This is a genomic window from Amycolatopsis ruanii (assembly GCF_003385175.1).
Taxonomy (GTDB): Bacteria; Actinomycetota; Actinomycetes; order Mycobacteriales; family Pseudonocardiaceae; genus Amycolatopsis_E; species Amycolatopsis_E thermalba.
Genome location: NZ_PQHY01000006.1, coordinates 13445 through 40323 on the forward strand (window position 1 = coordinate 13445; position 26879 = coordinate 40323).

The following is a 26879-nucleotide window of genomic DNA, read 5'->3' on the forward strand; positions in this document are numbered from 1 at the left end:
TCGTACTGCGAACAATAATGGTTCGCAGTACGAACTGCAAGCGCGGTCAGCGGTCGAGGAAGACCGGGGGCACCTCGTTGTCCGTCACGACCCGGCCGAGCAGGCGGGCCTGCCGGTCCCGCTCCGCGGCGTCGAGCCCCGCGGGCAGTTCCTCGATCCGGCGGCACGTCTCGGCGTAGAACTCCCCCGCCAGCCGCTGCCCCTCCGGGGTGAGCGCGACCCGGACCGCCCTGGTGTCCCGGGGATCCGGCTCGCGGCGCACCAGGCCGTTGCGTTCGGTGCGGTCGACCAGCCCGGTCAGGCTCGACTTCGCCAGCCGCAGCACCGCGCCCAGCTCGGTCATGCCGTAGGGCCGCGCCATCAGCACGCACAACAGCTGCCCCTGCGGCATCGTGATGCCGTACTCCCGGGCCGATTCCGAATACACCGCGTTCACCAGGAACGTGGACCGCACCAGAGCGGTCACGATCCCCATCCGGCCGTCATCCTGTGCGGGCATTCCGCCAGACTAACAGTTCGTGGTGCGAATTACCTCACGCGTCGGGGTGGGGACCGTGCCGGTCGCCGGACTCCAGGGTCGCCAGGCCGGCGATGTCGTGGGAGTCCAGCTCGAAGTCGAAGATGCCGATGTTCTCCCGGATGCGGCTCGGGGTCGCCGACTTCGGGATGATCATGTGCCCCATCTCGATGTGCCAGCGCAGCACCACCTGCGCCGGGGTCTTGCCGTGCTTGCGGGCGATCGTCGTGATCACCTCGCTGTCCAGCTGCCTGCCGCGGGCGAGCGGGCTCCACGCCTCGGTCACGATGCCGTGCTTCTCGTGGAACCCGCGCAGCGCGGCCTGCTGCAGGCCGGGGTGCAGCTCGATCTGGTTGACCGCGGGCACCACCTCGGTCTCGGCCATCAGCCGCTCCAGGTGCGGGATCTGGAAGTTCGACACGCCGATCGCACGCGCCTTCCCGTCGGCCAGGATCTTCTCCAGCGCGCGCCACGTCTCCACGTACTTGTTCTGCCGCGGCACCGGCCAGTGGATCAGGTACAGGTCGACGTAGTCCAGCCCGAGCAGCTCCAGGCTGCCGTCGAACGCCTTCAGCGCCGAGTCGTAGCCGTGCTCGGTGTTCCACAGCTTGGTGGTGACGAACAGCTCCTCGCGCGGCAGGCCGGACGAGCGCACCGCCGCGCCGACGCCCCGCTCGTTGCCGTACAGCGTGGCGGTGTCGAAGCTGCGGTAGCCGGCCTCCATCGCCACGTGCATCACCGCCTCGACCTCGTCATCGGGCAGCTTGTAGACCCCGAACCCGAGGGCGGGCAGCTCGACGTCGTTGTTCAACCGGATCGAAGGGACCATGCCCAGCACCGTAACTCAGCGGGTCGCGGGCAGCCGGACGGTGACCGCGACGCCGCCCCCGACCACCGGTTCCGCGCTCACCAGCCCGTCGTGCGCCTCCACCGCCGCCCGCACGATCGACAACCCGAGACCGGCGCCGTGCCGGGCGGTGCGCGCCACCCCCGCGCGGCGGAACGGCTCGAACAGCTCGTCCACCGCCTGCGGGTCGACCAGCCCGCCGGAGGATCGCACCCGCAGCGCCGACCACTGCTCCCCGGCCTGGGTGGTGACCTCGATCCAGCCGGCGTCGACGTTGTGCCGCACCGCGTTCTCCAGCAGGTTGCCCGCGATGCGCTCCAGCAGCGCCGGATCGCCCGTGGTCCAGGCCGGCTCGACGTGGAAGGTGGTCTTCAGGCCGCGCTGGTCGGCCTCCCCGGACACCGCCCGCCACGCGCTGGCGACCAGCCCCGCGAGGTCGACCGGCTCGGTCACCACCAGCCCGGCGCCGTCGGTGCGGGCGAGCAGCAGCAGCGACCCGACGAGCTGGTTGGCCCGCTCGGTCGCGTCCCGCACCACGCCCGCCATGCGGCGCAGCTCGGCGGTGTCGGCCTGGTCGTCGGCGAGCGTGACGTCCAGCTCGGTGCGGATCACCGACAGCGGGGTGCGCAGCTCGTGGCTGGCGTTGGCGACGAAGTGCCGCTGCGCCTCGAACGCCGACTGCAGCCGGTCGAGCATCGCGTCGAACGTCTGGGCCAGCTCGGCCAGCTCACCGCGCGCGTCGACGTCGCCGATGCGCTCGCCCAGCGATTCCACCGACAGCCGCCGCGCGGTGCCGGTGATGTCCCGCAGCGGGCGCAGCACGCGCGAGGTGAACGTCCAGGCCAGGACCGCGGTGGCCAGCACCACGCAGCAGAACGCGATGGTGCCGGCCAGCAGCATCTTGTCGCGCGCGTGGTCGCGCAGGTGCGCGGCCAGCGCGGCGGCGTCGACGTCCACGCCGTCGACGCGCACGACCGTGCCCGGCGGCATCTGCGGCACCGCGGACACGGCGTCGCCGACCAGCGTCCAGGCCAGCCAGAGCAGCACGAGGCTGACGCCGGCCGCCAGCCCGGTCGCGAGCAGCGTGATGCGCGCCCGCAGGCTGCGTACCGGCGTGCGTGTCGAGCGCGAGCTCACCCCTTCGCGGGGCCGGTGTCGCGTGCCCGGTACCCGGATCCCACCACGGTCTCGATGATCCCAGGTTCGCCCAGCTTCTTGCGCAGGGTCATCACCGTGACCCGGACGGTCGTGGTGAACGGGTCGGCGTTCTCGTCCCACACGCGTTCGAGCAGCTCCTCGCTGCTGACCACCGCGCCCTTGGCGGCCATCAGGACCTCCAGGACGCCGAACTCCTTGCGGGTCAGGTCGACGGGGCCGCTCGCGCGGCGGACGGTGCGCTTGGCCGGGTCCAGCTGCACGTCGCCGACGGTGAGCAGCGGCGGCGCGGCCGGGGTGGCGCGGCGGCCGAGCGCGCGCACGCGGGCGACCAGCTCGGGGAAGGCGAACGGCTTGGCCAGGTAGTCGTCGGCGCCCAGGGACAGGCCCTCGACGCGGTCGGAGACCGTGCCGCTGGCGGTCAGCATGAGGACGCGGGTCAGCTCGTCGGAGGAGACGATCTGACGGCACAGCTCGTCGCCGGACATGCCGGGCAGGTCGCGGTCCAGCAGCACCACGTCGTAGCGGGTGATGCTGGCCTTCTCGTGCCCCTCGTCACCGGTGAGGGCGACGTCGACCGCCATGCCTTCCCGGCGCAGCCCGCGCGCGATCGCGTCCGCCAGCGGCGCCTCGTCCTCGACTACCAGAATTCGCACGCGAACCACCGTGCCACAGTTTCCTGAGAGTTACCTCAACGGCGGTGTCCCGGGCGTTCCGGGACGGCGCCGGTCACTTGCCGGACAGGGTCCGCGCCGCGATCGTCACCAAGTCCTTCAGGTGCGGGCGCCGGTGCCCGTCGGCGACGGCGAGGCAGATCTCGAACTCCTCGGCGTCGCCGATGCGGCGGTGGATCACGTCGGGCCGGGAGTAGTAACGCGCCACGCTGCGGGGGATCATCGCGACGCCGCGGCCGGCCGCGACCAGCTCCAGCTTTTCCTCGATCGTGCTGACCCGCCTGTCCTGCCCGTCGATGAGGTGTTCGCCCTCGAGGTCGGCGTACCGCACCCGCCGCCGCTTCGCCAGCGGGTGCGCCGCGGGCAGGCACACCACCTTCGGCTCGCTGCCCACCCGCAGCGTCCGCAGGCCCGTGGCGTCGAACGGCTGCCGCAAGTAGCCGACGTCGGCGCGGCCGTCGCGCATCGCCTCGGCCTGTTCGAACCAGTGGAGGTGCAGCAATTCGACCTCGACGTCCGGGTGCGCCTGCGCGAACACCCGCACCGCCGGGGAGACGGTCAGCCCCGGCGCGAACCCCAGGACCAGGCGGCGCGTACCCCGCGCGGCGCCGTAGGCCCGGCGCGTCGCCGCCACAGCGGTCGCCAGCACGCCCGGCGCGTCCGCGTACAGCTGCTCACCGGCCGCCGTCAGCCGCACCGACCGCGTCGTGCGCTCCAGCAGCTCGCAGCCCAGTTCCCGTTCCAGCGCGCGGATCTGCCTGCTCAGCACCGGCTGCGCGATGTGCAGCCGCTCCGCCGCGCGGCCGAAGTGCCCGTGCTCGGCGACGGCGGTGAAGTACCGCAGCTTGCGCAGGTCCAGATCCATACCCGAAGGGTATCAATGCCGGCGAAGAGGTATTGGACGATCGGCGCCGCCCGGGCGGAGGCTGGTCGCATGATCGTCATCACCGCACCGGCCGGCCGGATCGGCCGTCAGCTCACCGAATCCCTGCTCACCGCCGGGGCGCCGGTCCGCGTCATCGTGCGCGACCCGTCCCGGCTCGCCCCCGCGGTCCGGGAGAAGGCCGAGGTCGTCATCGGCTCCCACGGCGACCCCGAGGTCGTCGGCAAGGCGTTCGCCGGCGCGGACGCCGTCTTCTGGCTGGTCCCGCCGAACCCCGCCGCGGACAGCCTGGACCGGGCGTTCCTGGACTTCACCCGGCCCGCGTGCGAGCTGTTCCGCACCCAGGACCTGCGGGTGGTCGGGGTGTCGGCCCTGGGACGCGGCGTCGCGGTCAACGCCGGGCTCGTGTCGGCGTCGCTGGCGATGGACGACCTGATCGCCAGCACCGGGGTGCCCTACCGCGCGCTGACGATGCCGACCTTCATGGACAACGTGCTGTGGCAGGCGGCGTCGATCACGCGCGACGGCGTGTGGTCCGAGATGGCCGTCCCCGGTCACAAACGACCGCTGTGCGCGACGAAGGACATCGCCGGCGCCGCCGCCCGGCTTCTGCTCGACGAGACGTGGACTGGGCGGGGCGAGGTTCCGGTGCTCGGCCCGGAGGACCTGTCCCACCTGGAGATGGCCGGAATCATGTCCGACGTGCTGGGCCGGCCGGTGCGGTTCGAGCAGGTCACGGCCGAGGCGCTGAAGGCCGGCCTGCGGCAGCGGGGCTGGACCGAGGCGATGGCGCAGGGCATGGCCGACATGATGGCGGCCAAGAACGCGGGCCTGGACAACGCCGAGCCGCGCACCCCGGAATCGACGACGCCGACGACGTTCCGCCAGTGGTGCGAGGAGAACCTGCGGCCCGCCGCGTAGCAACCGCCCGCGGTCCGTCCACGATGGACTGTCCACGTGTACTCGTACGCCGCGCGGCGACGACGTGGTCCGGGCGGTCGCATCCCGCGCGCGGGATGCGACCGTCCGGCACGGACCTAGTCGGTCGGCGCGTCCGCCGTCGCCGGCTGGGCCTCGCCGATCAGGTTCGACGCCCACTCCGTCACGCGCCGCGCCACGTCCTGCGCGGTCAGGCCGACGCTCGCCAGCACCTCCTCGCGCGAGCCGTGCGGCAGGAACTGCTGCGGCACGGCCAGGTCACGCAGCGGCACGTCGCACTCGGCGTCCCGCAGCACGGCCGACAGCGCGCTGCCGAAGCCGCCGTGGCGGCCGCTGTCCTCGACCGTCACGACGAGCCGGTGCTCGCGCGCCAGGCCGACCAGCTCGTGCGGCACCGGCAGCACCCACCGCGGGTCGACGACCGTCACACCGATGCCCTGGTCGGCCAGCCGCTCGGCGGCGGCCAGCCCGAGCGGCGCGAACGCGCCCACGGCGACCAGCAGCACGTCCGCGCCCGCGCCTTCCCGCGGCCGCCGCAGCACGTCGACCACGCCGATCCGCTCGGCGGCGGGCACCGACTCGGTGACGCTGCCCTTCGAGAACCGCAGCGCGGTCGGCCCGTCCGACACCGCCACCGCCTCCCGCAGCTCCTCGCGCAGCGTCTGCGCGTCCCGCGGCGCGGCGACCCGCATGCCGGGCACCATGCCCAGCAGCGACAGGTCCCACATGCCGTGGTGGCTCGGGCCGTCCGGCCCGGTGATGCCGGCGCGGTCGAGGATCAGCGTGACCGGCTGGCGGTGCAGCGCCACGTCCATCAGCAGCTGGTCGAAGGCGCGGTTGAGGAACGTCGAGTACACCGCGACCACCGGGTGCAGCCCGCCCATCGCGAGGCCGGCGGCCGAGGTCACCGCGTGCTGCTCGGCGATGCCGACGTCGAACCAGCGGTCCGGGTGCCGATCGGCGAACTCGTGCAGCCCGGTGGAGCGCAGCATCGCGGCGGTGATCGCCACGACGTCCTCGCGCTCCTCGCCGATGCGCGCCAGCTCGTCGCCGAACACCGACGTCCAGCTCAGGCCCTTCGGCTTGGGCAGGCCGGTCTCCGGGTCGATCGGGTCGGTCTGGTGCATCTGGTCGGCCTCGTGGTTCACCGCGGGCGGGTAACCGTGGCCCTTCTCGGTGACCGCGTGCACGACGACCGGGCCGCCGAACGCCTTGGCCGCCTGGAACGCCTTCTCCAGCGCGGCGATGTCGTGGCCGTCGACCGGGCCGAGGTACTTGAGCTTGAGGTCGGAGAACATCTCCTGCGGGCTCAGCGCGTCCTTGATGCCCGCCTTCGCCGCGTGCAGCGCCGCGTAGATCGGCTTGCCCACGACCGGCGTGGACAGCAGCAGCTCGCGGCCGCCGTCGAGCATGCGCTCGTAGCCGGGCTGCAGCCGCAGCGACGCCAGGTGCTCGGCGAAGCCGCCGATCGTCGGCGAATAGGACCGGCCGTTGTCGTTGACCACGATCACCACGGGACGGCCCGGCTCGGCGGCGATGTTGTTCAGCGCCTCCCAGCACATGCCGCCGGTCAGCGCGCCGTCCCCGACGACCGCGACGGCGTGCCGCCCGCCACCGGCCAGCTCGAACGCCTTCGACAGGCCGTCCACATAGGACAACGCGGTGGAGGCGTGGCTGTTCTCCACCAGGTCGTGCTCGCTCTCCTCCCGGGACGGGTAGCCCGACGGCCCGCCCTGCTGGCGCAGCAGGTCGAACTCGGGGTGCCGGCCGGTCACGATCTTGTGCACGTAGCACTGGTGACCGACGTCCCAGACGATCGCGTCCTTCGGCGAGTCGAAGACCCGGTGCAGCGCCAGGGTCAGCTCGACCACGCCGAGGTTCGGGCCGAGGTGGCCGCCGGAGCGGCGGACCTTGTCGACCAGGAAGTCGCGGATCTCCCCCGCCAGGTGCTCGAGCTGGCCGTGTCCCATGCGCTTCAGGTCGGCCGGTCCGTGCACGGACTCCAGCAGCGTCACTTTCCACCTCACCCGCATAGATCCCTCGCCCTGCCCGCCAGGGCGCGTCCAGTCAGTCTACGGAGAACCGTAGTCCCCCGGCCGCCCCGCGGGTCCCGGGTCACTGATCAGGTCGTGAGAACGTGCCTGCCGGTGCCGCAACCGTGTGAACGCGGTCTCACTGATCTGACGCACCGGGGTGCGCGAGTGGTGACATCCCGTGAGATCGGGTCCGGCCAGGCGTGGCGTTACTCAGTCCACGGGATTGGTGAACCGATCAAGACCCCGTACGGGTGGCGGCGCGCCTCAGGCGGGGTGCCCGAGGTGAGGCAAGGCACCCCGCCTCGACCGGCGAGGCACCGCACGGGCGGGGAACCCCTCGGGCGGCGTGCCGGTGGGGGGGCACCGCCCCAGCGGAGCACCGCCCCAGGTGGCCGCGCCGGCAGGCTCCCGCCCCACCACACCGCACCCGGTGACTCACCCCCACCAGCCCAACCCGCGGCGGCCTCCCCCGCCGACACTCACCGCCCGGCCAGCTCCACCCCGGCCGGCAGCGCGCCGTCCCGGTGCAGGTCGTCCAGGTGGGCGCGCAGCGTCTCCCGGAACGCGCGGGCGGCGTTGGTCGGCGCCACGTCGGTCCGCTGGGCCAGCGCGATGGTCCGCGTCATCTCCGGCGCGGTCAGCGGCGTCCCGCGCAGGGCGGGCCGCCCGGTCAGCACCAGGCTCGGCACGACCGCCACCCCCAGTCCCACCTCGACGAACCGGAGCACGGCGTCCATCTCCCCGCCCTGCGCCGCGAACTCCGGCGTGAACCCGGCGGCGCGGCAGGCCTGCAGGGTGGTGTCGCGCAGGTCGTAGCCCTCCCGGAACATCACCATCGGCCGGCCGCGCAGCTCCTCGAGCCGGACCGCCGCGCCCAGGTCCACCCCGGCGGGCGCGGCCACCACCAGCCGTTCCCGCAGCAGCGGCACCGTCGTCAGCGCCGCCTCGTCCCCGGCCGCGATCAGCACCGCGAGGTCCAGCTCGCCGTGCGTCAGCGCCCGCACCAGGTCCTTCGACCCGCTCTCCTCCACCACCAGCTCGATGCCCGGGTACTCGCGGTGGAAGCGGTGCAGCACGTCGGCGAACACGGTGACGCACAGGCTCGGCGTCGCGCCCACCCGGACCCGGCCGCGACGCAGCCCGACCAGCTCGGCGACCTCCAGGCGGGCGGTGTCCACGTCGGCGACGATGCGCCGCGCGATCGGCAGCAGCGCCTCGCCGGCCGGGGTGAGCGTGACGTTGCCCCGCGCCCGGCTGAACAGCGGCGCGCCCACCCGGTCCTCCAGCGCCCGCACCTGCTTGCTCAGTGAGGGCTGCGCCACATACGTGCGCTCGGCGGCGCGCGTGAAGTGCCGCGTCTCGGCCACGGCCAGGAAGTACAGAAGCTGTTGCAGCGTCATAGCCTCAGGCTATCGTCTTCAGCTCTTCGATATATTGGACGACTCGATCTCCCCGGCCGCACGCTGCCGGAGTGGCCCTTCTCGAACGCTCCTCACCACCACGACCGCGCGGCCTGTGGTCCTCGACCGTCGGGCAGAAGGCGATCATGGCCGTGACCGGCCTGTTCCTGCTGCTCTTCGTCATCGCGCACATGCTGGGCAACCTCAAGTTCTTCGTCTCCGCGGCGAGCTTCGACCACTACGCGGCCTGGCTGCGGACGATCCTGGACAGCGTCCTCGGTCACTCCGGGTTCCTGTGGGTGCTGCGCACCGGCCTGGTCGTCTGCGTCGTGCTGCACGCCGTGACCGCGGCCCGCCTGGCACGCCGCGCCCGCGCCGCCCGGCCGGTCCGCTACGCCCACCGCGGGCGCGTCCAGGGCGGCTACGCGGCGCGGACCATGCGCTGGGGCGGGGTGATCCTCGCGCTGTTCGTCGTCTACCACGTGCTCGACCTGACCACCGGTCACCTCAACCCGAACGGCGTGCCGGGCGCCGTGCACGACAACGTCACCGCCGACTTCCGGCTCTGGTACGTGACGCTGGTCTACACGCTGGCGGTGGTCGCCCTCGGATGCCACATCCGGCACGGGCTGTGGAGCGCGCTGCAGAGCCTCGGCTCCTCCGGCGCCGCGCGGCGCACCGCGCAGGGCGTCGCGCTCGGCGTGGCGGTCGTCGTCGTCGCCGGGTACCTGTCCGTCCCGTTCGCCGTCGTCACCGGATTGGCCGGGTGAGCACCGTGTTCGTCGAAGGAACCCCGATCTCCGACACCCGCGCGCCGGACGTCCCGCTCGCGCAGCGCTGGGAGCGGCGGCGGTTCACCGCCCGCCTGGTCAACCCCGCCAACCGGCGGCGGCTCTCGGTCATCGTGGTCGGCACCGGGCTGGCCGGCGCGTCGGCCGCCGCGACCCTGGCCGAACTGGGCTACCGGGTTCGCTCGTTCTGCTACCAGGACAGCCCGCGCCGCGCGCACAGCATCGCCGCGCAGGGCGGGATCAACGCGGCCAAGAACTACCGCGGCGACGGCGACAGCATCCACCGGCTGTTCTACGACACGGTGAAGGGCGGCGACTTCCGGGCCCGGGAGTCCAATGTGCACCGCCTCGCCGAACTGAGCGTGCGGATCATCGACCAGGCCGTGGCGCAGGGCGTGCCGTTCGCGCGCGAGTACGGCGGCTTGCTGGACACGCGGTCGTTCGGCGGCGCGCAGGTGTCCCGGACGTTCTACGCCCGCGGGCAGACCGGGCAGCAGCTGCTGCTCGGCGCGTACCAGGCGATGGCGCGGCAGATCCACCTCGGGCGAATCGCGATGCACCCGCGCACCGAGATGCTCGACCTGGTCGTGGTGGACGGCCGGGCGCGCGGGGTCGTGGTGCGGGACCTGGTCACCGGCGAGATCTCCACGCACGTCGCGGACGCGGTGGTGCTGGCCACCGGCGGTTACGGCAACGCTTTCCACCTGTCCACCAACGCCAAGGGCTGCAACGCGACCGCGATCTGGCGCGCGCACCGGCGGGGCGCGTTGTTCGCCAACCCGTGCTTCACGCAGATCCACCCGACGTGCATCCCGGTCAGCGGCGGGCACCAGTCGAAGCTCACGCTGATGAGCGAGTCGCTGCGCAACGACGGGCGGGTGTGGGTGCCCGTCACCCCCGGCGACGCGCGGCCGCCGTCGGAGATCCCCGAGGCCGAGCGGGACTACTTCCTGGAGCGACGGTATCCGGCGTTCGGGAACCTCGTGCCGCGCGACATCGCCTCCCGCGCGGTGAAGAGCGTGTGCGACGCGGGCCGTGGCGTCGGACCCGGCGGGCGCGGGGTGTACCTGGACTTCGCGGACGCGCTTTCCCGGCTCGGGCGGGACGGCGTGGAATCCCGCTACGGCAACCTGTTCGCGATGTACGAGCGGATCACCGGGGACGATCCGTACCGGGTGCCGATGCGCATCTACCCGGCGGTGCACTACACGATGGGCGGGCTGTGGGTCGACTACGACCTGCGCAGCACGATCCCCGGGCTGTTCGTGATCGGCGAGGCGAACTTCTCCGACCACGGCGCCAACCGGCTCGGGGCGAGCGCCCTGATGCAGGGCCTCGCGGACGGGTACTTCATCCTGCCCACGACGATCGGCGACTACCTGGCCGACGGGCCGTTCCCTGCCGTGGGGGACGTGTCCGGGCCGCAGGCGGAGGTCGAGGACCGGATCGCGCGGCTGCTGGCTGTGGACGGGGACCGGTCCGCCGAGGACTTCCACCGCGAGCTGGGTGCGGTGCTGTGGGAGCACTGCGGGATGAGCCGCACCGAGGCGGGGCTGCGGAAGGCGCTGGAGCTGATCCCGGCGCTGCGGGAGGAGTTCTGGGCGCGGCTGCGGGTGCCGGGTTCGGGCGCTTCGCTGAACCAGTCGCTGGAGAAGGCCGGGCGGGTCGCGGACTTCCTGGAGCTGGCGGAGCTGATGTGCGTGGACGCGTTGCACCGCACCGAGTCCTGCGGCGGGCACTTCCGGGAGGAGAGCCGGACCGTCGACGGTGAGGCCCAGCGCGACGACGCCGCGTTTTCGTACGTGGCCGCGTGGGAGTTCACCGGGCCCGGGAAGCCGCCGGTGCTGCACCGCGAAGCCCTGACGTTCGACCATGTCACCCCCAGTCAGCGGAGCTACTCGTGAAACTCGTGTTGAAGATCTGGCGGCAGAAGGATGCGGCCGACCGTGGCCGGCTGGTGCGGTACGAGGTGGACGACCTGTCGCCGGACATGTCGTTCCTGGAGGTGCTCGACGTGCTGAACGAGCGCCTCACCGCGGCGGGCGACGAGCCGGTGGCGTTCGACCACGACTGCCGGGAGGGGATCTGCGGGGCGTGCGGGGTCGTGATCGACGGCACGGCGCACGGTCCGCAGCGGGCGACCACGACGTGCCAGCTGCACCTGCGGCACTTCGCGGACGGGCAGACGGTGACGGTCGAGCCGTGGCGGGCGCGGGCGTTCCCGGTGGTCAAGGACCTGGTGGTGGACCGCGGGGCGCTGGACCGGATCATCGAGGCGGGCGGGTACATCACCGCGCCGACCGGCAGCGCCCCCGACGCACACGCGACGCCGGTGCCGAAACCCGCCGCGGACCGCGCGTTCGAAGCCGCGGCCTGCATCGGCTGCGGCGCCTGCGTGGCCGCGTGCCCGAACGGCTCGGCGATGCTGTTCACCGCCGCCAAGACGACGCACCTGGGAACCCTGCCCCAGGGCGAGCCGGAACGGCTCCCACGGGCGGTGACGATGGTGGCCGCGCAGGACGCGGAGGGCTTCGGCGGATGCACCAACAGCGGCGAGTGCACGGCGGTCTGCCCGAAGGGGATCCCGCTGGAGACGATCGGCCGCTTGAACCGGGACGTGCTGGGGGCGGCGCTGCGGCCAGGGTGAGGTGAGGTGGGGTGGGGTGGGGTGGAGCCGCGGTAGCGCGAAGCGCGGCGGTAGCGCGAAGCGCGGCGGTAGCGCGAAGCGCGGCGGTAGCGCGAAGCGCGGCGGTAGCGCGAAGCGCGGCGGTAGCGCGAAGCGCGGCGGTAGCGCGAAGCGCGGCGGTAGCGCGAAGCGCGGCGGTAGCGCGAAGCGCGGCGGTAGCGCGAAGCGCGGCGGTAGCGCGAAGCGCGGCGGTAGCGCGAAGCGCGGCGGTAGCGCGAAGCGCGGCGGTAGCGCGAAGCGCGGCGGTAGCGCGGCGAGGCGGGGCGCGGCGGGGCGCGGCGCGGGGCGCAGCGGGACGCGCCGCCGCACGCGGGCGGTGCCCTTGACGGCCCCGCGGAGCAACGGCGCCCCTGGGCAGCACCTCAACGCGGACCGCGCCTGGGCGACGCTCAAGATGAAACTCCGCCTGGGCAGCGCCTCGAGACGAACCAGCCACTGGCGGTGCCTCAGGGCCAACCGGTGCATCGGCAGCGCCCCGCGGCGAACCGTGCGCCAGGCCCGGCGTGTCTCCGTGAAGAACCCATCGCCGGGTGGCCAGGAGCGCATCCGGCAATGCAGCCCCCACGAAAGACCCCTCCTAACCAGCCCCCAGTTCCGTGCGCTCCACCGTCAGCCGGGCGTGGTTGGCTGCTTCTCGGCCGGCTGTCCAGCCCTCGCCGTTGCTGATGGTTGTCCTGTGGCGCGTTGTGTGGGGGAACAGTTCCGCGAACAGCGTGTCCACCTCCTGCCGACGGCGAGTCAGGATCGGCAGCAAGCGCGAATCGGCGAACTGGGCGCCTGCCGTGCGGTCCGCCTCGGTCAGGCGCTCGCCGATTCGGGTGGCGTACGCGAGCAGGAACGCGTGCCGGAACGAGCGGGTTCTCGCTCCGCGGCCGGCGGCCAGCATCGCCTCGTTGGCTTGCACCAGCAGCGACGTCGACAGCAACTCCACCAGGTCCAGGTCCACCTCGTGACCCACCAGCGCCACGAAACCCAGCTTCGCGTAGAACGCCGCCCGGCACCGGTTCGCCGTCGCGACCGCGGTGACCAGCGACGACTTCGGGCCCAGGTACGGCTGCTCCAGCCAGAACCGCCGCGCCGAACCGGACCGCGCCGCGACCCCCTCCACCAGCGCACGCTCGAACGAGTACCGGCTCATCAGCTGCTGCGCCTTCGCCGACAGCGCCTCCGCCTCCTCCGGGAACGACGTCGACTCCGCCTTCGCCAGCAGCGCCCGGATCCGCGCCAGCATCTTCTCGTCCACCCCGGCCGCCCGCTCCTCCGGAACCGGCACGTCCGGCAACCGCGGCAGCGGCAACAGCACCTCCAGGACCGCCAGCACCACGAGCAGCGCCGTCACCCGCTCGACGCCGTGCCGCTCCGACCACCGCGCCAACAACGGCCGCCCGGCGCCGTCGCACCCGGCGAGCACATCCGAAGTCAGCGCCACGCCACGCCGGTCCAGCCGCCGCAGCGCGATCTGGTGCACGTCCCGCGGCTGCCACCCGGTCCGCCACAGCCGCGCCAGCACCTCGCGCAGCGCCAGCTCCGCCGCCCGGTCGATCAGCCCCGCGTCGTAACGCGGGCCGGCCAGCTCCCGCGCCGCCAGCTCACCCAGCCGCCGCCGCGCGGCATCGCACAGCAGGACGGCGAAAGTCTCCACAGTGGACTCCGCCACGAGGTCTCCCTTGCCGGTCAACGGTTTCGCGCACGCACCAGCAACGGAGCCGGCGGCCCCCGTCCGGCCCGCGAACCACGCAGCGATGTCATGCCCGCATCATGCCGGAGGGCACCGACAATTTCCGGAGCCTCAGCGCGCCAGCAGCGCCACGCACTCCACGTGATGGGTCATCGGGAACGCGTCGAACGCCCGCAACCGCTCCAGCCGGTACCCCGACTCGGCGAACGTGGCCACGTCCCGGGCCAGCGCCGCCGGATCACACGCCACGTACACGACCCGCTCCGGCCCGGCCGCGGCCACCGCCCGCACCACGTCCCGCCCGGCCCCGGACCGCGGCGGGTCCAGCACCACGACCTCCGGCCGCCCGGACAGCGACCGCAGCACGTGCTCGGTCCGGCCCGCCCGCCAGCTCACCTGCGGCAGGTCCGCCAGGTTCTGCTCACCGTCGCGCACCGCCCGGTGCCCCGACTCGACGGCCACCACGTGCCCGGTCACCCCGACCTGCGCGGCCAGCACCGAGGCGAACAACCCGACCCCCGAATAGAGGTCCCAGGCCAGCGCCCCCGGCGAGGCCCGCGCCCACTCCCGCACCACCGCGGCGAACGTCTCCGCCGCCGCCGGGTGCACCTGCCAGAACCCGTGGGCCTGCAACCGCCACTCCCGCCCGGCCGCCTGCTGCACCGCCACCCCGCCGGCCAGCTGCCGCGCCCGGCGCTTGCCCCGCACGGTCGCCAGCTCGCGGGCGTGCACCTGGCCGTCCCCGTCGCTGGTCACCTCGATCTCGGTGCCCGGCCGCCACCGCCGCGACAGCGCCCGGTCCAGCGCGCCCGGCACCGCGATCGGGCACTTCTCCAGCGCCACGACCCGGTGGCTGCGGTGCGCCCGCAACCCGGCTCGCCCGTCCTGGCCGGCGACCAGCCGGACCCGCGACCGCCAGCCCAGCACGTCCCCGGGCAGCGCCTCGACCTCGACCGGCCACTCCAGCCCGGCCAGCCGCTGCAGCTGCTCGGCCACCACGCGGCCCTTGAGCTCCCGCTGGAACTCCGGCGTCGCGTGCTGCCAGTCGCAGCCACCGCACTGCCCCGGCACCGCCAGCGGGCACGGCGGATCGACCCGCTCCGGCACCGCGCGGAGCACCTCCACCGCGTCCGCGCGGCAGAACGAGCCGCCCTTGTCCTCGGTGACCTCGGCCCGCACCAGCTCGCCGGGCAGCGCGTGCCGCACGAACACGACCCGGCCGTCCACCCGGGACACGCAGTGCCCGCCGTGGGCCACGGGTCCCACGTCGAGCTCCAGGATCCGGCCGGTCCAGTCCTGCCCGGTCACTTCCCGCCGTCCTTGCCGGCCCCGTTACCGGCAGCCCCGTCCTCGATGAAGCCGCGCCGCACGTCACCGGCCGCCGGACGGGTCCGCGCCGCGCGCCGCACCGCCTTCGCCGACGACGCCAGCTGCCACGGCACGCTGGTCACCATCACGCCCGGCTGGAACAGCAGCCGCCCCTTGAGCCGCAGGGCGCTCTGGTTGTGCAGCAGCTGCTCCCACCAGCGCCCGACCACGTACTCCGGGATGAACACGGTCACCACGTCCCGCGGGTTGTCGCCGCGCACGCGCTTGACGTAGTCCAGCACCGGCCGGGTGATCTCGCGGTAGGGCGACTCGACGACCTTCAGCGGCACCTTGAAGCCCTTGGCCTCCCAGTCGGCGGCCAGCTGGCGCGTCTCGGCGTCGTCCACGTTGACCGTCACCGCCTCCAGCACGTCCGGCCGCATCGCCTTGGCGTAGGCCAGGGCGCGCATGGTCGGCAGGTGCAGTTTGGACACCAGCACGATCGCGTGGTTGCGCGAGGGCAGCACGGTCGGGCTGCCGTCCAGCGCGGCCAGCTCCTCGGCGACCCGGTCGTAGTGCTTGCGGATCGCGGTCATCAGCAGGTAGATCACCACCATCGCGGCGATCGCGATCCACGCGCCGAGCAGGAACTTGGTGATCAGCACGATGATCAGCACTGCGGCCGTCATGAACAGGCCGAACGAGTTGATCGCCTGCGACCGGCGCATCCGGCGCCGCGCGAGCGGGTCGGTCTCCGTCCGGAGCAGCCGGTTCCAGTGCCGGATCATGCCGCTCTGGCTCAGCACGAACGAGACGAACACGCCGACGATGTAGAGCTGGATCAGCCGCGTGACCTCGGCGTCGAACGCGATCACCAGGATCGTCGCGAACCCGGCGAGGAAGATGATGCCGTTGGAGAAGGTCAGCCGGTCGCCGCGGGTGAGCAGCTGGCGCGGCAGGAACCGGTCCTTGGCCAGGATCGAGCCGAGCACCGGGAAGCCGTTGAAGGCCGTGTTGGCCGCCAGCACCAGGATCAGGCCGGTGAAGAACACGATGTACCACACCGCGGGCGGGAACCCGGCGAACACCGCGGCGGCCAGCTGGGCGACCAGGGTCTTCTGCTCATAGCCGGCCGGGGCGCCGACCAGGTGCGCCGTGTCCTCGACGATCACCGCGCCGCTCACGTGCGCGAGCACCAGCAGCCCCATGAACATCGTGACCGCGATCACACCCATCAGCAGCAGGGTGGTCGCGGCGTTCTTCGACTTCGGCTTGCGGAACGCCGGCACCCCGTTGCTGATCGCCTCGACGCCGGTCAGCGCCGCGCTCCCGGAGGAGAACGCGCGCAGCACGAGGAAGGCGAAGCCGATGCCCGCGAGGTGCTCGCTGTTCTCGGCGATCTCGAAATGAGCGCTCTCCGCGCGCACGTCCTGTCCCAGCACGATGACCCGGACCAGGCCGTAGATGATCATCGACAGGATGCCGAAGACGAACGCGTAGGTCGGGATCGCGAAGGCGCTGCCGGACTCCCGGATGCCACGCAGGTTGACAGCGGCGAGCACGACGATCGCGGCGACGGCGAACAGCACCTTGTGCTCGTTCACGAACGACACGACCGCGCCGATGTTCGCCGCGGCCGACGAGATCGACACCGCGACCGTGAGGATGTAGTCGACCAGCAGCGCACTCGCGACCACCAGGCCCCACCTGCGCCCGTGGTTGACGGTGGCGACCTCGTAGTCGCCGCCGCCGGAGGGGTAGGCGCGGACGTTCTGCCGGTAGGAGGCGACCACGGCGAGCATGACCACCACGACGACGACGCCGATCCACAGGCTGAACGCGTAGGCGGACAACCCGGCCACCGACAGGGTGAGCAGGATTTCTTCCGGCGCGTAGGCGACGCTCGACATGGGGTCGGAGGCGAACACCGGCAGCGCGATCCGCTTCGGCAGCAGGGTGTGGGACAGCCGGTCGCTGCGGAACGGACGGCCGACGAGCAGCCGTTTGGTGGCGGTCGCAATCTTCGACACGTCAGAAGGGTACGGGCGGGTCCGCGAAGGGGCCGGACAAGGTAGGTTCTGCGTCGGCATCTACCGGGTAACCGCCGTTCGGGTGACACACAGGAGGCAGGACGTGCACGTGGTGATCATGGGGTGCGGCCGGGTGGGCGCGTCCCTGGCCGCGGCCCTCGAGCGCCTCGGTCACGAGGTCGCGGTGATCGACAAGACGCAGGAGGCGTTCCGGCGGCTCGGCAGCGACTTCCACGGCCAGCAGGTGCTCGGCATGGGCTTCGACCGGCAGGTGCTGATCGACGCCGGCATCGAGAAGGCGGGCGCCTTCGCGGCGGTGTCCAGCGGCGACAACTCCAACATCATCTCCGCGCGGGTGGCCCGCGAGAACTTCGGCGTCGAGCACGTCGTGGCCCGCATCTACGACCCCAAGCGCGCGGCGGTCTACGAGCGGCTGGGCATCCCGACGGTGGCGACCGTGCCGTGGACGACCGACCGGTTCCTGCGCACGCTGCTGCCCGACGGGGTGGCTTCGGCGTGGCGGGACCCCAGCGGCAACGTCGCGGTGCTGCAGCTGCCGCTGCACGAGGGCTGGGTCGGCCGCAGCGTCACCGAGCTGCAGGAGACGACCGGCGCGCGGGTCGCGTTCATCATGCGGTTCGGCACGCCCGTTCTGCCCGATTCCAAGACGGTGTTGCAGGCGGACGATCTGGTCTACGTGGCCGCGAAGTCCGGGACCGTCGGCGACGTGACGAGCATTGCGGCGCGTGCGCCGGAGGAGGAAGCCTGATGCGGGTCGCGATCGCGGGGGCCGGCGCGGTGGGCCGGTCGATCGCCAAGGAGCTGATCGACGGCGGCCACCAGGTCATGCTGATCGAGCGGCAGGACGGGCAGTTCGAACCGGACGCCGTCGAGCAGGCCGACTGGGTGCTCGGCGACGCGTGCGAGGTCTCGACGCTGGAGGAGTCCGGCATCGAGCGCTGCGACGTGGTGATCGCCGCGACCGGTGACGACAAGGTGAACCTGGTCGTGTCGCTGCTGGCGAAGACCGAGTTCGCGGTGCGGCGCGTGGTGGCGCGGGTGAACAACCCGGCCAACGAGTGGCTCTACACCGACGCGTGGGGCGTGGACGTCGCCGTGTCGACGCCGCGGATCCTGGCCGCGATGGTCGAGGAGGCGGTCAGCGTCGGCGACCTGGTGCGGCTGCTGACGTTCCGGCAGGGGCAGGCCAACCTGGTCGAGCTGACCCTGCCGGACCAGACCCCGCTGGCCGGGCGCCCGGTGAGCGACCTGGCGCTGCCGCGGGACGCCGCGCTGGTGACGATCCTGCGCGGCGACCGGGTGATCGTGCCGCAGCCGGAGGACCCGCTGGAGCCCGGCGACGAGCTGCTGTTCGTGGCCAGCGCCGAGGTGGAGAACGACATCCGCAAGGCGCTCGGTTACTAGCGCACTGGGCTACTGGCGGCCGAGGAGGTCCCGGATCGCGGCGGTGACCTCGCCGGGGCGTTCCTCCGGCAGGAAGTGGCCGCAGGGCAGGACCCGCGTGCGCAGGTCCGGCGCCCAGCTCGCCCACAGCTGCCGCGGGTCGAACGGCAGGACCACCTCGCCGGGGTCCTGCCACATCGCCAGGACCGGCATCGTCAGCGTGCGGCCGGCGTCGCGGTCGGCCTGGTCGTGCCCGGCGTCGACGAACGCGCTGGCGCGGTAGTCCTGGCAGATCGCGTGGATCGCGGCCGGAGTGCCCGCCGCGGCCAGGTAGGCGGCCCGGACGTCGGCCGGGATCGCGCCCGGCTCGGCCGTCCAGGTGTCCAGGAAGTGACCGAAGAACACGTCCGGGGCTGCCCCGATCATCCGCTCCGGCAGGCCGGAACCCTGCGCGAGCAGGTACAGGTGGAACGCGAACACCCCGCCGGCGCCGTGCAGCGCGGCCCAGTTGTCCACGGTCGGGATCACGTCGAGCACGGCGAGGTGCTCGATGACACCGGGGTGGTCGAGCGCGGCCCGGAAGGCGACCAGCGCTCCCCGGTCATGCCCGACGACGCTGAACCGCTCGTGACCGAGTTCGCGCATCAGCGCGACCATCGTGGCGGCCGTGACGCGTTTCGCGTACGCGGCGGGGTCGTCGCCCGGCGGCGGGGCGCTCGCGCCGTAACCGGGCAGGTCCGGGCACACCACGTGGAAGTCCGCGGCCAGCGAGGCGGCCACGTGCCGCCACGCCAGGTGGGTCTGGGGGAAACCGTGGAGGAGCAACACCGGGTGCCCGGCGCCGCCGTGTGCCACGTGCACGCTCGAGCCGTCCACCGCAACCGTGCGCTCGACCAGTCCAGGGATCACTTCCGCAGCCTCCAGCTGTACGGCGTCCAATTCATACTGGACACTGTACAGTAGGCGTCGTGGAACGTGCTCCTGGTCATCGCGCCGGACTGACCCGCGCGGCGGTGGTCGGCGCCGCGCGCGAATTGCTGTCCGAGCGGGGGCTGACCGGCTTGTCGATGCGGGCGCTGGCGGCGCGGCTCGACGTCGCGCCGAACGCCCTCTACAGCCACGTCGCGAGCAAGACGGCCCTGCTCGACGCGGTGCTGGACGACGTGCTCGCCGAGGTCGACACGCCGACGGAGGACGGCGACCCGGCCGAGGGCCTGCAGCGGCTGATGACCTCGACCTACACGGTGCTCCTGGACCACGCGGACCTCGTGCCGCTCTACCTGAGCCGGCAGGGCGCGCACGGCCCCAACGCGCAGCGCCTCGGGGAGATCACCGCCGCGCTCCTGCGCCGGGCGGAGGTCGCCGAACCGGCCGTGCCGGAGGCGTTGCGGGTGCTGATCGTCTATACGATCGGTTTCGCCGCGTTCACCCGCCACCTGCCCCCGGGAGCGGGCACCGAGCGGCAGCCGAGCGCGGCGGAGATGCGGGGCAACTTCGACCGGGGCCTGGGCTGGCTGCTCACCGGCATCCGCGTGCAGCCGGACCGGCGGCGCTAGGCCTCCTGCGGCGGCTGGCCGTACTTGAGCCGGAGGCGGGCCTCGACGTCGGCCTCCTCGGCGACGCGGGCCTCTTCGAGGGCCTTGAGGCGCTTGTCGGAGCGGCGCACGGCCCACACGACGACCAGCAGCGCCAGCCCGTACAGCGGCCAGCCCATCGCGATCTTGGCGAAGGCCAGCCAGCCGGTGTAGTCGGCGTCGTAGAGCCACCGCTGCACCACGAACCGCGCGCCGAAGACGGCGGCGAGCGCGAGGGTGGCGATGTCGTAGCCGAGGCGCGACGGCTTGTCCCGGCGCCACGCGGTGCCGGTGCCGTTGAGGAAGTTCCAGATCACGCCAGCCAGCGGCCAGCGGACCAGCACGGACGCCACGAACACGCCGCAGTAGACGAGGCTCGCCCAGATCCCGAACAGGAAGAACCCCTTCGCCGACCCGGTGCGGTAGGCGATGAACGCGCCGATGCCCACGCCGAACAGGCCGGAGATCGCCGGCTGCAGCGACTCGCGGCGCACCAGGCGCACGATCGTGATCAGCGCGGCGCTGGCGACCGCGCTCCAGATGCCCACGGTGAGCCCGAAGAACGAGTTCGCGAGCACGAACACGACGATCGGCACGGAGGAGTAGACGAGCCCGGACACGCCGCCCATCTGCTCCAGCATCGTGGGCTCGGGCCGCTCACCCACCCGCCCAGGCTCGGCCCCGGACTCGGACTCGGCGGGGCGGTCGTCGGTCTTGTCGCCTGGACGGGCAGGTTCAGTCACGCGGTTACCAATTCAGGAGGTCGTCTGCAGCTCGTAGAACGGGTTGTACAGCACCTTCTGGCCGTCTCGCTCGGCCATGCGGCCACGGACCTTGATGGTCCGGCCCGGTTCGATGCCCGGGATGCGGCGCCGTCCCAGCCAGACTAGCGTCACGCCCTCCGTGCCGTCGAACAACTCGGCACGCAGTGTCGCCGCCTCTTTCGTGGGACACAGCTCCACGCTGCGTAACCGCCCCAGGACGGTCACCTCTTCGCCCGACCGGCAGTCGCAGGCTCGTCGCGCACCGCCGGCCTCGGATTTTTCGGACAGATCATCAGCGTCGAGTTCCTCGACGTCGCTGGTCAGCTTGCGTACCAGCCGGCTGAAATAGCCGCCGTCTTTGGCGGACATAGGCGTCTGCTCCTGTTCCAGGGCCCCCGACTCGAACGGCCCGTACGTCATCCAGCCTAACCTCGTGGGGGCCAGCACAACGGCTTTGCGGCAAGATCGCAACGTGACGTCCGCTATGCCGAAACCGGCCGCCGTTCTGCTACCCGGGACGGGCTCGGACGAGGTGTTCGTCCGGTCCGTTTTCGCAGGTCCGCTGGCCGCGTTCGGGATGCGCACGGTGGCCCCGCCGCCGCCGCGCGGGGCGGCGGTGACGGCGGGCCTGCTCACTTCGCTCGACGAGGCGGCCGCGGACGGCCCGGTGCTCGCCGGAGGCGTCTCCTTGGGGGCGCATCTGGCGGCCGAATGGGCGGTGCGCAATCCGGGCAAATGCGCCGGACTGCTGCTCGCGATGCCCGCGTGGTGCGGCCATCCGGGCGAGGCGCCGGCCTCGCTCGCCGCGCGCGCGTCGGCCGACCTGGTCGACGCGCACGGGCTGGACGAGGCGCTGCGGCTGGCGACGGCCGGGGTGGCGCCGTGGCTCGGCGCCGAGCTGACGCGGGCGTGGCGCCGGCACGGCGACGGCCTGGCGGCGAGCCTGCGCGTCGCGGCGGCCCACCCCGCGCCGACGCTGGAGGCGCTGGCGGAACTGGACATCCCGGTCGGAATCGCCGCGTGCACGGACGAGCCGGCCCGCCCGGCCGCGGTGGCGCACGCCTGGGCGAAAGCGCTTCCCCGGGCCGTGGTCCGGGAGACCACGCTGGCGGCGCTGGGCGCCGACCGCGAGTCACTGGGCCGGGCCGCACTGCTGGCCTGGCTCCAGGCGGGCGGGTGAGGTCCGCACCGCCGCCGCGGCGGCCGCCACGGCGGTGACCGCCAACGCGGCCGCGGCGAGCAGGGTCGCGCCGTCCGGTCGCAGCAGCGCCTGACCACGCAGCGCCTGCCAGGTCAGCAAGACGATCAGGCCGAGGTACTCCACCGCCGCGATCCGGATCAGCCGCCGCCGCACGACCGCGGCCCGCAGCACGGGCACCCGGCGGGCCAGCGCCTCCAGGCCGAACGCCAGCAGCGGGATCAGCTGCAGCGCGTGCAGGCCGGCGAAGTGCGCGATCCGCAGGTCGCCGCCGTCCACGCTCCAGCCGGTCAGCGGCAGGCCGGGCCCGTCCTCTGGCGCCCCGACGCTGTGCGACCCGACGACTGCGGGCTCACCGCCCGCGTCGATCACGGCCTGCTGTTCCGGGGTCGGGGTGAACATCAGCATGCCCAGCGCCATCCCGGTCAGCGCCAGGAAGAGCCCGGCGCGGATCGCCGAGGCCCGCGCGGGGTCGGCCAGGCGCTGCCACACCAGCAGCAGCGCGACGACCAGGGTCGCGGCCCAGAGCAGGTACACCGCGGTGGCCATCTGGTTGTGGATGAACCGGTCGGCCTCGGTCGCGAAGTTGAAGTGCAGGCGCCGCCCGCGGACGATCGTCTGCCCGATGATCAGCACCATCTCGACGGTCAGCCCGGCGGCCACGGCCGTGCCCATCCACCAGCCCCAGCGCCGCGCCCTGGGCAGCAGGGACAGCATCCCCGACAGAGTGGCCGTGTACAGCGCGATCGAGACGGCGAACTTGGCCGTCTTGCTCCAGACGGGAGCGCCGACGAGCTGCCGGGGATCAGCGAACAGGCCCACCACGGCGACCGCGGCCAGCACGGCCATCACGGCGGTGACGACTACCAGCGGGCGGTGCAGACCCGCCCGGCTCTCGATCAGCGACATGATCAAGAGCTTTCCGCCCGCCGGGAGCACGCACACTGGTGCGCGCTCCCGCGATCACGGTGGGGCGGGCCCCCTACTGCTGCGCCTGCTGCTGCGCGATGTGCTCCGCCACCGCGTCCGGCAGCGTGATCGGCAGCGGCGTGCGCACCGGCATCGGCGCGTCGCCCCGGTCGACGATCGTGCCGCGGACGATGTCGCGTAGCACCGCGGGCGCCTCGGCGGCCATCGACTGCGGTCCGGCGATCACGCCGCGCAGCATCCAGCGCGGGCCGTCCACCCCGACGAACCGCAGCGCGACGTCACCGATCAGCGCGGACAGCTCCGGCCCCCACTCGCCCTGGCCGGGGGCGACCTTGGCGCCGTCGGTGCGCAGCTGGTCGGTCAGCTCGGCGATCACCTCGCGCCACAGCCCGCCCGACCGCGGCGCGGCGTAGGCGCTCACGGTGACCTGCCCGTGGGCCGTCACCACGTGCACCGCCCGCACCCCACCGGCCTGCGGGTCCATCTCGACCTGCACCTGGGTGCCGTCGGGCACCGGGACCCGCACCGAGCCGAGGTCGATCCGCGGCCGGCCGTCCTCGGGCGCCTCGGTGACGTCGAACGGCCCCTCGGAGGCGTCCGGCTCCGGGTCCTCTTCCGGCTCCTCGGCGACGTCCTCTTCCCAGGACTCGTCGGGGTCGGCCATCGCGTGGCGGCCCCGCTTCTTGCGTCCGAAGATGCCCACTACTTCCTCGTTCCTTCCCCGGGGTTTCCGGTCAGCGTCGCATGCCCGCCGGTCGATCCGTACCCGCCGGCCCCGCGCTCGGTGGCCGCCAGCTCCGCGACCTCCACGAACTCGGCCGTCTCCACGCGCTGGACCACCAGCTGCGCGATCCGGTCACCCCGCGCGAGCCGGATCGGCTCGGTGCGGTCGTGGTTGACCAGGCACACCTTGATCTCCCCGCGGTAGCCGGAATCGATGGTGCCCGGCGTGTTCACCACGGACAGCCCGGTGCGCGCGGCCAGTCCCGAGCGCGGGTGCACGAACCCGGCGTAGCCCGGCGGCAGCGCGATCGCCACGCCGGTACCCACCAGCGCCCGCTCGCCGGGCTCCAGGACGACGTCGGTGGTCGTCACGAGGTCGGCGCCGGCGTCACCGGACCGGGCGTAGGACGGGATCGGGACGCCCGGATCGAGCCGGGTGAGCAGGACCTGAACGGGGGACACGGGCGGCGAGACTACCCTGAAGGCATGGGTGAGCACGCGAGCGCGGCCGGTGCGGTGGGTGAGACGGCCACGGGAGACGGCCGGACGCGGTATTCCGAACGGCTGTACCTGTCGTGGTGGGGCTGGCCGCTGCCGCTGGCGGGCGCGGCGCTGCTGGCCTACGAGATCCACCTCGGCTACCCGGCGGTGCCGTTGTGGCTGCCGTTCGCGGTGCTGATGCCGCTGGCCGTGGCGTTGCTGGTGGCGATGGGCCGGGCCCGGATCCGGGTGACCGGCGACGAGCTGGAGGTCGGGGACGCTCATCTGCCGTTGCGGTTCGTCGGTGAGGTCGAGGTCATCGGGAAGGACCGGAAGCGGAAGGCGATGGGACCGGAACTCGACCCCGCCGCTTACGTGACGCATCGCGGCTGGGTCGGTTCGCTGCTGCGCGTGCACCTGACCGATCCCGCGGACCCGACCCCCTACTGGGTGTTCAGTACCCGCCGGCCGGAGGCACTGGCCGAGCTGCTCCGCTCAGGGAAGTAGCCCGGCCGCCCGCGGTGTCACGCGCAGTCGCGGCAGATCATCTGCCCGTTGTGCTCCTCCGCCAGCCGGCTGCGGTGGTGCACCAGGAAGCACACGGAGCAGGTGAACTCGTCCGCCTGCTTCGGCACCACCTTCACCGTCAGGTCCTCACCCGACAGCCCGGACAGGTCCGCGCCCGGCAACTCGAAGTTCTCCGCGCTCGCGTCCTCGTCCACGTCCACCACGCCGGACTGCGTCTCGTTCCGGCGAGCCTTCAGCTCCTCCAACGAGTCCTCGGCGAGCTCGTCGGCTTCGCTGCGGCGCGGAGCGTCGTAGTCGGTCGCCATTGTCCCTCACCCCTGCGATCAGCTCTGTAATCACTGTTCAAGCACGCTGTTCGCATGCCATCGTGCCGCTGGACAACGTCCCAGCGCCCCGGTTTGTGCCCGCCGCCGTAGTGAGCCAGGTCTCTCTTCAGCAACGTGTTTCGATACCTGATCCACGGGCGGAGCCCGCAGAGGGTAGCTCACGCTTTACCCGGACGCGCAGAGTGTCATTCGAAGCAGGACGTACGTCACCCAACAGGGGGAACGCGGTGCGGGGAGGTTCATGGGACCGTGCGACACGGACCCCGGCTTCGGCCGGGTGACGGCGCTGGTGCACTGTAACGCCTACGCTGATCAGGAACGACGGTTCGGGCGAGCGGGTGTTCGGGTCTTCGATCGAAGGGATGGGGCAGGTGTCGTCGGGGATCGGTTACGGCAACCGGAGATCGCGGCCCTACCGCAAGCGCCGTCCGCTGCCCGCCCTGATCGTGATCGGAGTGCTCGGCCTCATCGCGATGTTCATCTGGGTGCGCGCGATCACCAGCAAGCAGGACATCGACGCGGCGCTGCGGTGCGATCCGCCGCCCACGCCACCGCCCGGGGTGACGTACACCAACCTGGGGTACACCGCGCTCGACGGGACGACACCGGTGCCCGCCGACCGGATCGCGGTGAAGGTGCTCAACGCCAGCGAGAAGCGCGGGCAGGCCGCGATCACCACGGAAAGCCTGCGGCAGCTGGGTTTCACGCAGATCGCGCCGCCCGAGAACGACCCCGCCTACGCGACCGCCGAGGCGGCCTGCCGCGGCCAGTTGCGCTTCGGTGACAACGGCAGCTCCGCGGCGCGCACGCTCAGCCTGGTCGTGCCGTGCGTCGAGCTGGTGCGGGACAACCGCGAGGACGCCAGCGTGGACCTGGCGATCGGCAGCGCCTTCGGCGACGTGGTGCCGACGCAGGCGGCGCGCGAGATCCTCGCGCAGCTGCAGGCGTGGTCGGCCCAGCACGACGGCGACGGCGGCGAGCAGTCCGCGGTGAGCCCCCCGCCGATCGACGAGGCACTGCTGGCCGCCGCGCGCCCCGGCACCTGCTGAGGCCCGGCGAGTCCCCCACTCGGGGAGGCGAGTCCCACGCTCCGGCTGGCGAGTCCCCCACTCGGCCCAGCGAGTCCCACGCTCCGGCTGGCGAGTTCCGCGCTGCGGCTGGCGAGTTCCGCGCTCACGCGCGCGAGTCCCCACTCGGGCAGGCGAGTTCCGCGCTCGGCGCGTGGCCCCGCGAACGCGGGTGGACGGGCGCCGCGGCGGCCAGCCTCATCCAGCGCCCGCGAGTCCCACGCACGGTCCGGGGAGTTCCACGCTCCGGCACGTGAGTTCCGCGCTCGGGCCCGGCAGGCGAGTTCCACGCTCGGCGCGCAGGCGCCGCCAACACGGGCGGAAGGGTGCCGCGGCGGCCAGCCTCATCCGCCCGCGAGTCCCACGCTCCGGCTGGCGAGTCCCACGCTCACGCGCGCGAGTCCCCACTCGGGCCGACGGGCCCCGCACTCCGGCTGGCGAGTCCTGCAACCCGGCAGGCGAGTTCCGCGCTCGGCGCGCGGCCCCGCCAACGCGGGTGGACGGGCGCGGCAGCGGGCCAGCCTCAGCCGCGCCCGCGAGGCCCACGCACGGTCCGGGGAGTTCCACGCTCCGGCACGTGAGTTCCGCGCTCGGGCCCGGCAGGCGAGTTCCACGCTCGGCGCGCAGGCGCCGCCAACACGGGCGGAAGGGTGCCGCGGCGGCCAGCCTCATCCGCCCGCGAGTTCCACGCTGCGGCTGGCGAGTCCCACGCTCACGCGCGCATGTTCCACGCTGCGGCTGGCGAGTCCCACGCTCACGCGCGCGAGTCCCCACTCGGGCCGACGGGCCCCGCACTCCGGCCGGCGAGTCCTGCAACCCGGCAGGCGAGTTCCGCGCTCGGCGCGTGGCCCCGCGAACGCGGGTGGACGGGCGCCGCGGCGGGCCAGTCTCATCCTCGCCCGCGAGTCCCACGCACGGTCCGGGGAGTTCCACGCTCCGGC

Annotated in this window: 27 protein-coding genes; 10 read left to right on the forward strand and 17 right to left on the reverse strand. The window is 72.9% G+C overall.

Annotation, left to right across the window (positions count from 1 at the left end):
- Positions 1–46: 46 nt before the first annotated feature.
- The 5 genes from D0D28_RS04740 to D0D28_RS04760 all read right to left on the reverse strand — a co-directional run bounded on the left by D0D28_RS04740 (position 47) and on the right by D0D28_RS04760 (position 4058).
- On the reverse strand, positions 47–475 hold the full coding sequence (locus D0D28_RS04740) for a MarR family winged helix-turn-helix transcriptional regulator (protein ID WP_116109857.1): 429 nt from the start codon (positions 473–475) through the stop codon (positions 47–49).
- 58 nt (positions 476–533) lie between these two features.
- A complete protein-coding gene (locus D0D28_RS04745; protein WP_198958308.1) occupies positions 534–1346 on the reverse strand; it encodes an aldo/keto reductase in 813 nt (270 codons plus the stop codon).
- A 15-nt stretch (positions 1347–1361) separates the two neighbouring features.
- Positions 1362–2501 carry a sensor histidine kinase gene (locus D0D28_RS04750; RefSeq protein ID WP_116109858.1) on the reverse strand — a complete coding sequence of 380 codons (1140 nt, stop codon included), beginning with the start codon at positions 2499–2501 and terminating at the stop codon, positions 1362–1364.
- Positions 2498–3175, reverse strand: coding sequence for a response regulator transcription factor (locus tag D0D28_RS04755; RefSeq protein WP_162830693.1), 678 nt, complete (start codon positions 3173–3175; stop codon positions 2498–2500). The genes D0D28_RS04750 and D0D28_RS04755 overlap by 4 nt, the downstream gene beginning before the upstream one ends.
- A gap of 73 nt (positions 3176–3248) precedes the next feature.
- The gene (locus D0D28_RS04760; RefSeq protein ID WP_116109859.1) at positions 3249–4058 is read right to left on the reverse strand and encodes a LysR family transcriptional regulator; all 810 of its coding nucleotides are present in this window, start codon (positions 4056–4058) and stop codon (positions 3249–3251) included.
- 69 nt (positions 4059–4127) lie between these two features.
- On the opposite strand from D0D28_RS04760, the gene D0D28_RS04765 reads away from it, so the two are divergent.
- Positions 4128–4997: an NAD(P)H-binding protein gene (locus D0D28_RS04765; protein WP_094007203.1), complete on the forward strand. Its 870-nt coding sequence runs from the start codon at positions 4128–4130 to the stop codon at positions 4995–4997.
- 116 nt (positions 4998–5113) lie between these two features.
- On the opposite strand, the gene dxs is transcribed toward D0D28_RS04765, so the two are convergent.
- Both dxs and D0D28_RS04775 read right to left on the reverse strand, forming a co-directional pair.
- Complete coding sequence (dxs, locus tag D0D28_RS04770) at positions 5114–7030, reverse strand: 1-deoxy-D-xylulose-5-phosphate synthase (RefSeq protein ID WP_094007201.1); 1917 nt, start codon at positions 7028–7030, stop codon at positions 5114–5116.
- Positions 7031–7530: 500 nt separating this feature from the next.
- Positions 7531–8451 carry a LysR family transcriptional regulator gene (locus D0D28_RS04775; RefSeq protein WP_116109860.1) on the reverse strand — a complete coding sequence of 307 codons (921 nt, stop codon included), beginning with the start codon at positions 8449–8451 and terminating at the stop codon, positions 7531–7533.
- 71 nt (positions 8452–8522) lie between these two features.
- Between D0D28_RS04775 and D0D28_RS04780 the strand changes: the two genes are divergently transcribed.
- The 3 genes from D0D28_RS04780 to D0D28_RS04790 are packed head-to-tail and all read left to right on the forward strand — an operon-like array spanning position 8523 to position 11889.
- Complete coding sequence (locus tag D0D28_RS04780) at positions 8523–9221, forward strand: succinate dehydrogenase cytochrome b subunit (RefSeq protein ID WP_116109861.1); 699 nt, start codon at positions 8523–8525, stop codon at positions 9219–9221.
- Positions 9218–11146, forward strand: a complete 1929-nt coding sequence (locus tag D0D28_RS04785) for a fumarate reductase/succinate dehydrogenase flavoprotein subunit (protein WP_116109862.1) — start codon at positions 9218–9220, stop codon at positions 11144–11146. The genes D0D28_RS04780 and D0D28_RS04785 overlap by 4 nt, the downstream gene beginning before the upstream one ends.
- On the forward strand, positions 11143–11889 hold the full coding sequence (locus D0D28_RS04790; protein WP_116109863.1) for a succinate dehydrogenase/fumarate reductase iron-sulfur subunit: 747 nt from the start codon (positions 11143–11145) through the stop codon (positions 11887–11889). Before D0D28_RS04785 ends, D0D28_RS04790 begins: the two co-directional genes overlap by 4 nt.
- Positions 11890–12505: 616 nt before the next feature.
- On the opposite strand, the gene D0D28_RS04795 is transcribed toward D0D28_RS04790, so the two are convergent.
- From D0D28_RS04795 to D0D28_RS04805, 3 genes are all read right to left on the reverse strand, one after another.
- Positions 12506–13585, reverse strand: coding sequence for a DUF2786 domain-containing protein (locus D0D28_RS04795; RefSeq protein ID WP_116109864.1), 1080 nt, complete (start codon positions 13583–13585; stop codon positions 12506–12508).
- Between the two features lie 132 nt (positions 13586–13717).
- Positions 13718–14914: a class I SAM-dependent RNA methyltransferase gene (locus tag D0D28_RS04800; protein ID WP_116109865.1), complete on the reverse strand. Its 1197-nt coding sequence runs from the start codon at positions 14912–14914 to the stop codon at positions 13718–13720.
- Complete coding sequence (locus D0D28_RS04805; RefSeq protein ID WP_116109866.1) at positions 14911–16944, reverse strand: APC family permease; 2034 nt, start codon at positions 16942–16944, stop codon at positions 14911–14913. The genes D0D28_RS04800 and D0D28_RS04805 overlap by 4 nt, the downstream gene beginning before the upstream one ends.
- 103 nt (positions 16945–17047) lie before the next feature.
- Here D0D28_RS04805 and D0D28_RS04810 point away from each other — a divergent pair, with 103 nt between their 5' ends.
- Positions 17048–17713 carry a potassium channel family protein gene (locus D0D28_RS04810; RefSeq protein ID WP_116109867.1) on the forward strand — a complete coding sequence of 222 codons (666 nt, stop codon included), beginning with the start codon at positions 17048–17050 and terminating at the stop codon, positions 17711–17713.
- Complete coding sequence (locus tag D0D28_RS04815; RefSeq protein WP_094007187.1) at positions 17713–18369, forward strand: potassium channel family protein; 657 nt, start codon at positions 17713–17715, stop codon at positions 18367–18369. The genes D0D28_RS04810 and D0D28_RS04815 overlap by 1 nt, the downstream gene beginning before the upstream one ends.
- A 9-nt stretch (positions 18370–18378) precedes the next feature.
- Here the strand turns inward: D0D28_RS04815 and D0D28_RS04820 are convergent, their stop codons facing one another.
- Positions 18379–19257 (reverse strand): alpha/beta fold hydrolase, encoded by an 879-nt coding sequence (locus D0D28_RS04820; RefSeq protein ID WP_094007185.1) that lies wholly within the window; start codon positions 19255–19257, stop codon positions 18379–18381.
- Between the two features lie 59 nt (positions 19258–19316).
- Here D0D28_RS04820 and D0D28_RS04825 point away from each other — a divergent pair, with 59 nt between their 5' ends.
- The gene (locus D0D28_RS04825) at positions 19317–19904 is read left to right on the forward strand and encodes a TetR/AcrR family transcriptional regulator (protein ID WP_162830979.1); all 588 of its coding nucleotides are present in this window, start codon (positions 19317–19319) and stop codon (positions 19902–19904) included.
- On the opposite strand, the gene D0D28_RS04830 is transcribed toward D0D28_RS04825, so the two are convergent.
- Positions 19901–20665 (reverse strand): DUF3159 domain-containing protein, encoded by a 765-nt coding sequence (locus D0D28_RS04830; protein WP_240323098.1) that lies wholly within the window; start codon positions 20663–20665, stop codon positions 19901–19903. The two genes, D0D28_RS04825 and D0D28_RS04830, sit on opposite strands and share 4 nt — an antisense overlap.
- Positions 20666–20677: 12 nt before the next feature.
- Complete coding sequence (locus D0D28_RS04835; RefSeq protein WP_026153310.1) at positions 20678–21055, reverse strand: OB-fold nucleic acid binding domain-containing protein; 378 nt, start codon at positions 21053–21055, stop codon at positions 20678–20680.
- Positions 21056–21170: 115 nt separating this feature from the next.
- Here D0D28_RS04835 and D0D28_RS04840 point away from each other — a divergent pair, with 115 nt between their 5' ends.
- Positions 21171–21866, forward strand: a complete 696-nt coding sequence (locus D0D28_RS04840) for an alpha/beta fold hydrolase (protein ID WP_116109868.1) — start codon at positions 21171–21173, stop codon at positions 21864–21866.
- On the opposite strand, the gene D0D28_RS37275 is transcribed toward D0D28_RS04840, so the two are convergent.
- The 3 genes from D0D28_RS37275 to dut form a co-directional block, all read right to left on the reverse strand.
- The gene (locus D0D28_RS37275) at positions 21819–22793 is read right to left on the reverse strand and encodes a hypothetical protein (protein WP_116109869.1); all 975 of its coding nucleotides are present in this window, start codon (positions 22791–22793) and stop codon (positions 21819–21821) included. The two genes, D0D28_RS04840 and D0D28_RS37275, sit on opposite strands and share 48 nt — an antisense overlap.
- Before the next feature lie 73 nt (positions 22794–22866).
- Complete coding sequence (locus tag D0D28_RS04850; protein WP_094007179.1) at positions 22867–23517, reverse strand: DUF3710 domain-containing protein; 651 nt, start codon at positions 23515–23517, stop codon at positions 22867–22869.
- On the reverse strand, positions 23517–23999 hold the full coding sequence (dut, locus tag D0D28_RS04855) for a dUTP diphosphatase (protein ID WP_094007178.1): 483 nt from the start codon (positions 23997–23999) through the stop codon (positions 23517–23519). Before dut ends, D0D28_RS04850 begins: the two co-directional genes overlap by 1 nt.
- Positions 24000–24023: 24 nt before the next feature.
- Between dut and D0D28_RS04860 the strand changes: the two genes are divergently transcribed.
- A complete protein-coding gene (locus tag D0D28_RS04860) occupies positions 24024–24524 on the forward strand; it encodes a DUF3093 domain-containing protein (protein WP_094007177.1) in 501 nt (166 codons plus the stop codon).
- Between the two features lie 17 nt (positions 24525–24541).
- Here D0D28_RS04860 and D0D28_RS04865 read toward each other — a convergent pair whose 3' ends face one another.
- Complete coding sequence (locus D0D28_RS04865) at positions 24542–24850, reverse strand: DUF4193 domain-containing protein (protein ID WP_017983710.1); 309 nt, start codon at positions 24848–24850, stop codon at positions 24542–24544.
- 392 nt (positions 24851–25242) lie between these two features.
- Between D0D28_RS04865 and cei the strand changes: the two genes are divergently transcribed.
- On the forward strand, positions 25243–25920 hold the full coding sequence (cei, locus tag D0D28_RS04870; protein WP_162830980.1) for an envelope integrity protein Cei: 678 nt from the start codon (positions 25243–25245) through the stop codon (positions 25918–25920).
- Positions 25921–26879 lie beyond the last annotated feature (959 nt).

Coding starts and splice junctions, on each gene's coding strand:
- D0D28_RS04815 (WP_094007187.1), top strand. CDS start 17,713: ATGCGGGTCGCGATCGCGGGGGCCGGCGCGGTGGGCCGGTCGATCGCC.
- D0D28_RS04860 (WP_094007177.1), top strand. CDS start 24,024: ATGGGTGAGCACGCGAGCGCGGCCGGTGCGGTGGGTGAGACGGCCACG.
- D0D28_RS04775 (WP_116109860.1), bottom strand. CDS start 8,451: ATGACGCTGCAACAGCTTCTGTACTTCCTGGCCGTGGCCGAGACGCGG.
- D0D28_RS04760 (WP_116109859.1), bottom strand. CDS start 4,058: ATGGATCTGGACCTGCGCAAGCTGCGGTACTTCACCGCCGTCGCCGAG.
- D0D28_RS04745 (WP_198958308.1), bottom strand. CDS start 1,346: ATGGTCCCTTCGATCCGGTTGAACAACGACGTCGAGCTGCCCGCCCTC.
- D0D28_RS37275 (WP_116109869.1), bottom strand. CDS start 22,793: ATGTCGCTGATCGAGAGCCGGGCGGGTCTGCACCGCCCGCTGGTAGTC.
- D0D28_RS04835 (WP_026153310.1), bottom strand. CDS start 21,055: ATGTCCGCCAAAGACGGCGGCTATTTCAGCCGGCTGGTACGCAAGCTG.
- D0D28_RS04740 (WP_116109857.1), bottom strand. CDS start 475: ATGGGGATCGTGACCGCTCTGGTGCGGTCCACGTTCCTGGTGAACGCG.
- D0D28_RS04765 (WP_094007203.1), top strand. CDS start 4,128: ATGATCGTCATCACCGCACCGGCCGGCCGGATCGGCCGTCAGCTCACC.
- D0D28_RS04865 (WP_017983710.1), bottom strand. CDS start 24,850: ATGGCGACCGACTACGACGCTCCGCGCCGCAGCGAAGCCGACGAGCTC.
- D0D28_RS04840 (WP_116109868.1), top strand. CDS start 21,171: ATGCCGAAACCGGCCGCCGTTCTGCTACCCGGGACGGGCTCGGACGAG.